Genomic DNA, 1,365 nt, shown 5'->3' with positions numbered 1-1,365 from the left:
AGCCGTTCAGGCCGACGATGCCCGGTCGCCCCTCGGCGGCGGCGCGGCCATGCCAGATGCGCGAGGCGTGGTGGGTGTGCAGCGTCAGCGACATTGCGCTGCGCAGGGAGCCGAGGTTGAGCTGCAATGGTTCGTTGCTGGTTGCCATGGTGATCGCTCGCTGGTGGACAGGGAGCCGCCAGCATCCGCATGCGGCGGAAGGCAGTCAGTCAACAAACCGAAATGAGCCGGCCCCCGGTTCTGTGCGCGCTGGCGGCGCAGCGCGCAACGGTCCCCTGGGGACCGCTCCGCAGATGGGCATTCACGTTGGCGCTCCGGGCCTCGGTCGTCGACGGGTTGCGTGCTGCACCGCACGTCGCGCTGTCGTTCGACGCCATCCTTCGCAGCACGGCCGTCCCCAGGGGACCGTTCCGCTGAGCGCCATGGAGGTTTGCTTCATGGCCTTGCCAGGCGCTTTGCCCAGGTTTCGCGCAGCAGGTCGCGCCGTCACCCGGCGCTTCACCGCACAGCCGTCCCCAGGGGACCGTTTCTGCCGACCGCCATGGAGATCTACTTCACGGCTTTGACGAGCCCTGTGCTCAGGTCTTGCGCAGCAGGTCGCGCAGGCGCTCGATGTGCTGCCGGGCCACCTCGGGCGGCACGACGTTGCGCGGCGGCTCGGATGGTGGCGCTCGCGCCGCCGATGGTGTTGGCGGTGCTGGGCCGGTCTGCTTGGCCCACGCATTGAACTCGCCGCGCATGGCGCGCTGGATGATGCCGAACAGATATCCGGCGGGGTTGCGGATGCCATGCTTGCCGCACCGTGCGGCCCATTCGTCCAGCACGGCCTGCCCCAGGGCAGCGTCCACCTGCTGCAACGCCATCCTGGCTCCGGCCTGCTGTTCCGCCTTCAGTTCCGCGAAGCGCTTGGGCCATTGCAGGTCGCCCAGCGCACGCGCCTGCGCGGTAGTACGTACTTCATTAATACTACTACTACGTACTGTACGGTCCTGCTTCGGATTCCGAAGAGCGCCGTCTGGCGCGGGTTTCGGCCCTGCTTCGGATTCCGAAGAGGGGCGTTCGCCATTCCGAAGAAGGCTCGCGGGCCCTTCTTCGGAATCGTGGATCGCATCCTCCTGTGGATAACTTTCGGTGGCGGTGATGCCCTGGTCGGCCAGGCGCTCGGCGAGCACTTGCAGCCGCGACGGCAAGGTGCGTCCGGACAACATCGGGTCGTCCGCGATCTCCTGGAGGGTGTTGAGTCCCACCACCTGAACGGCCTTGGCCGAATGCCCCAGCGACTGGCTGACCAGGGCCAGGTAGTCGGCGTCGAGCTGCATGGCCTCGAACGGTGTCAGGGGTTCGTCATGCAGGACGTAGAGGTTT

At 67.0% G+C, this 1,365-nt stretch carries 2 protein-coding genes; both read right to left on the bottom strand.

Features of this window, described 5'->3' with window-relative positions; genetic code table 11:
* Positions 1 to 148 (bottom strand): AcaB family transcriptional regulator (locus APY03_RS15255; RefSeq protein ID WP_157103409.1); only part of this gene is annotated, 148 nt, incomplete at its 3' end.
* Between the two features lie 430 nt (positions 149 to 578).
* A partial coding sequence (locus tag APY03_RS43840; protein WP_232324285.1) for an STY4528 family pathogenicity island replication protein occupies positions 579 to 1,365 on the bottom strand: 787 nt, incomplete at its 5' end.

The organism is Variovorax sp. WDL1 (assembly GCF_001541225.1).
In the GTDB taxonomy this organism is placed as follows: Bacteria; Pseudomonadota; Gammaproteobacteria; order Burkholderiales; family Burkholderiaceae_C; genus Variovorax.
The sequence above is the reverse complement of the archived record's forward strand: the minus strand, read 5'-3'. Positions and strand labels throughout refer to the sequence as shown.